Annotated in this window: 3 protein-coding genes, 1 tRNA gene and 1 pseudogene; 4 read left to right on the forward strand and 1 reads right to left on the reverse strand. The window is 62.6% G+C overall.

Annotation, left to right across the window (positions count from 1 at the left end):
* Nucleotides 1-22: 22 nt before the first annotated feature.
* Nucleotides 23-217: a hypothetical protein gene (locus EN906_RS26335; protein ID WP_127268678.1), complete on the reverse strand. Its 195-nt coding sequence runs from the start codon at nucleotides 215-217 to the stop codon at nucleotides 23-25.
* A 161-nt stretch (nucleotides 218-378) separates the two neighbouring features.
* On the opposite strand from EN906_RS26335, the gene EN906_RS26340 reads away from it, so the two are divergent.
* The 4 genes and pseudogenes from EN906_RS26340 to EN906_RS26355 all read left to right on the forward strand — a co-directional run.
* Nucleotides 379-453: transfer RNA gene (locus tag EN906_RS26340), tRNA-Thr, on the forward strand.
* Nucleotides 454-777: 324 nt separating this feature from the next.
* Nucleotides 778-2,403, forward strand: coding sequence for a DUF882 domain-containing protein (locus EN906_RS26345; RefSeq protein WP_127301637.1), 1,626 nt, complete (start codon nucleotides 778-780; stop codon nucleotides 2,401-2,403).
* A 170-nt stretch (nucleotides 2,404-2,573) separates the two neighbouring features.
* The gene (locus tag EN906_RS26350; RefSeq protein ID WP_127268681.1) at nucleotides 2,574-3,479 is read left to right on the forward strand and encodes a MurR/RpiR family transcriptional regulator; all 906 of its coding nucleotides are present in this window, start codon (nucleotides 2,574-2,576) and stop codon (nucleotides 3,477-3,479) included.
* Between the two features lie 57 nt (nucleotides 3,480-3,536).
* Nucleotides 3,537-3,733, forward strand: a pseudogene (locus tag EN906_RS26355) (acetylornithine deacetylase); the annotation flags it as partial.

Genomic DNA, 3,733 nt, shown 5'->3' on the forward strand with positions numbered 1-3,733 from the left:
GGCCAAGAGTGGCCGATTTGAGTTAATCTTTTTGTATTTCCTTCGATGCAGCGAGCCCGTCCGGCCGCTCGTCGGCATCGCCGGTCCGCCGCGAGCGTGACTGCGCCTTGCGCTTCTGCAGATTGGCGCGCAATTGCTCGGCCAGCCGATCCTTGCGGATTGTTGCGCTGTTTTTCGGTGGACCATCCTTTTTCACTGGAATTGCCTTGTCGTCCATCGCCCCGTCCCCGCCGGCGACCCACCAGCTTGCTGTTCAGGGATAGCCAACATTGTGGCACTGCCATGTCATTAAAAGCTATCCGGCAAAGGCTTTCACAGAAGCGTTGCGCTTGGCCTTGCGCTTGCCGGTTCGATATGGCAGAAGCCCCGCCATCAGCGGCTGCGGTAGCTCAGTGGTAGAGCACTCCCTTGGTAAGGGAGAGGTCGAGAGTTCAATCCTCTCTCGCAGCACCAGTTTCCAACATCCTTGTTGCCGCACATTCGTTCTCTGCATTTGCGAGGGCGAGGCGGCTACATGGGAACGGCGCGGCCGTCGTGCTGGCGGACCTCATCAGCCGTGCATTGCTCCAGAAAATGGCTGCCACAGGCAACTCCAGCCGAAACGCGTTCTCGGAAGCGACACGATTCGTTAACCAAGATGCTGTTCATCAACATGACGTGTTGTGGCATGGACGCCTGTCTGCGTCGGTCAAGTCCATGCTTGTCAGGAAGAGGGCTGAAAGGCTCTTCATCTGGGCGGGAACCTGAAATCGCCCGAAACAAAAGAACGTGCAAGGCATGAACGTGAGCGAAAACGTGCAAAACGCCCCCCGTGCTTCCCGTCTTTGGACACTGCCTGCCATCATCGCAGCGTTCCTTTGCCTGTGTGTCACCGGCGCGTTCGCGGAGACGCGTGCTTTGAAGATTCAACATCTCCATACGGGCGAGAAGGCTGAAATCGTCTTCAAGCGCAATGGGCGCTATGATCCGGCGGGATTGAAGAAGATCAATCTCATGCTGCGCGACTGGCGTCGCAACGAACCGACGAAGATGGATCCGCGCCTGCTCGATCTTGTCTGGCAGGCCTATCGCGCCAGCGGCTCGAGAGCCTATATCCACGTGGTCAGCGCCTATCGGTCGCCAGCGACGAACGCCATGCTGCGCAGCCGCTCGAAGGGCGTGGCTCGGGAAAGCCAACACATGGTTGGCCGCGCGATGGACTTCTTCCTGCCGGATGTGCCGCTGAAGAAGCTGCGCGACATCGGCCTCAAGATGCAGGGCGGCGGCGTAGGCTATTACCCGACCTCCGGTTCGCCTTTCATACATATGGATGTCGGCAATGTGCGGCATTGGCCGGGCATCAGCCGCCAGGAACTCGCAAGGGTATTCCCGAACGGCAATACGCTGCATGTGCCGAGCGACGGCAAACCGCTGCCCGGTTATGGGCAGGCGTTTGCCGCCTACAAGTCGCGCAAGGGCGCCGGCACGCCCAACATCGACCTGGCAAGTGCCGACGGCGGCCAACGCAGGCCGGCGCGCGGCCTGCTGGCGACGCTTCTGGGTGGGCGCGGCGCGGACGAGACCGATGATGTCGCCGAAGCGGTGCCGGCGCCACGCAAGCCGGCCAAGTCCGTTGACCCCAGGCCCGCCGGCATCGCAATCGTGCCGCCGCAGGATGCCCAGCGCGCCGACATCCAGATGGCTTCCGTCGATAGGGCCGAAGAATCGCCGATTGGACCGGAGGGGAAGACGCCTGAAGCGATCGTCATGGCCATGGCGCCGGGCTCGGTGCCGCTGCCAGCCTTCGCCCCGCGCAGCGGGTCCACGACCAGCATTCCGACCCCGCAACTCGCGCCGCTTGCAGCAGCCAACGCTTCCACCGCGCGGGCCGAACTGGCCAATCCAACAGCAACCGATGCTGAAATTCCCTCGGGCAAGTCGGCCGGTCCCGCGGGCGGCGCGCCGGACATGGTGGCGTTCAACATCCCGTTGCCGACATGGCGACCGGAAAGCCCGACGCGCCAGCTTGAAGCAGACAAATCCGGCGATGCGGTCGCTGCCTTGCTGGCCTTGAACCACGCCGATGACGGCCACAATGGGTTGGCCGGCCAGCGGGTCTCGGTTGCCCAATCGAAGCCCGAAGATCGCGTCAGGACCAGCCCGAAGGCCGACCGTGTCCAGCCAAATCTCGATCCCGAAGCCACCGCGGTCATCGTGCCGGCAGCGTTGTCCCGGCCGATTGAGACAGGTCGTGGCATCGCCGGCGGAGCTAGCCCTGCGGCGCCCGTCATTGCCGCCAATCTCATCCGCACAGCGCCGGAGCACATCTATCTCGATGGATTCCAGCCGCGAGGACGGACCTCCGATCACCGGCGCTTCACCGGTTCCGCGGTCAAGTTCCTGCCCATCGCCAGCTTCAAATAGACGCCAGCCCTCGTTCGAGCCGACGTGGATGTGTTGCACGACTGGCTTGGCTGCCATGGGATAGCAAGTCATGCCGAACTCTCGATGGCTCTGTAAGAGAAGTTCCAAATTTGACAAACATGTGTGAAATTGTAAGATAATCGTCTTTCCGTCGGCGATGGGCGATGACAATGTCGATCCGCGAAGAACTGGCCAATACGACCGTGGCGTTCACCTCCGCGGAAGAGAAGATCGTCCAGGTCCTGCTCGCTGATTATCCGATGTCGGGGCTGGGCACCGCGACCCGGCTGGCACGGCGCGCTGGCGTCAGTGACCCGAGCGTGACGCGGCTGATGAGCAAGCTTGGCTATGTCGGCTTTGCCGATTTCCAGGCACGCCTGCTCACCGAAGTTGAATCCAGGCTGCATTCGCCGCTTTTGATGATGGAGGCCAAGCGCCCGGGCGGCTCCAGCGAAGGCACCGCACTTGCCTATTTCCATTCGGTTTCCGACAGCCTGGAGCGCACGCGCACGGCAGTGCCGGTGCAGGCCTACACGCGCGCCGTCAACCTGCTGCTGGAGAGCAAGGGGCAGGTCGTGCTGCTGGGCGGCCGGTTCAGCCGGCATATCGCCTCCATGCTGGCCGGCTACCTCCTGCAGTTCCGCTCCGGCGTGCGCGACATCGGTTCGTTGAGCCCCGCCGATTTCGACCTGTTGATCGACCTTGGCAAGCGCGACCTCCTCGTCGTGTTCGACTACCGGCGCTATCAGTCGGACGTGGTGAGCTTTGCCCAGCAGGCCAAGGAGCGCGGCGTCTCCATCCTGCTGTTCACCGATGTCTGGCTGTCGCCGATATCTGACATAGCGGACCTGACCATGGTCGCGGCGATCGACGCCAACTCGCCGTTCGACACGCTGGCAACGGCCGTTGCCCAGATGGAAACCGTGTTCGCCCACGCGCTGGAAGGCCACGGCGCCGGGGTGCGCAAGCGCATCGAGGACATCGAGAAGATCCGCAGTGCCAATGCGGTCACGCTCGATACCGCCCTGTCGTCATCGGCCGACGACGCCGCCAAATCCAAAACCACAAGGAAATAGTGTCGTTGCGCCCAGTGCAGCGATGCAAAGCGCCGCGACGCAGAGAAGGAAGCGACGATGCCCGACAACCAGACCATCATCGATGCCGTGCAGGCTGAGATCGAGACCGATCGCGACTGGTTGATCGGGCTGACCCGCGACATGGTCCGCATCCCTTCGGTCAACCCCAAATTCGAGCCCAATCCGGCGATCAACCGCGAGGCGGATGTCCAGGCGCTGCTCGAACCGATCCTCAAGCAGGACGGGTTCAGGAC

This window comes from Mesorhizobium sp. M7A.F.Ca.CA.004.06.1.1, from assembly GCF_003999135.1.
Classification (GTDB): domain Bacteria; phylum Pseudomonadota; class Alphaproteobacteria; order Rhizobiales; family Rhizobiaceae; genus Mesorhizobium.

Excerpts from the sequence above, each read along its gene's own strand:
- EN906_RS26335 (WP_127268678.1), bottom strand. The coding sequence starts at position 217 with ATGGACGACAAGGCAATTCCAGTGAAAAAGGATGGTCCACCGAAAAAC.
- EN906_RS26350 (WP_127268681.1), top strand. The coding sequence starts at position 2,574 with ATGTCGATCCGCGAAGAACTGGCCAATACGACCGTGGCGTTCACCTCC.
- EN906_RS26345 (WP_127301637.1), top strand. The coding sequence starts at position 778 with ATGAACGTGAGCGAAAACGTGCAAAACGCCCCCCGTGCTTCCCGTCTT.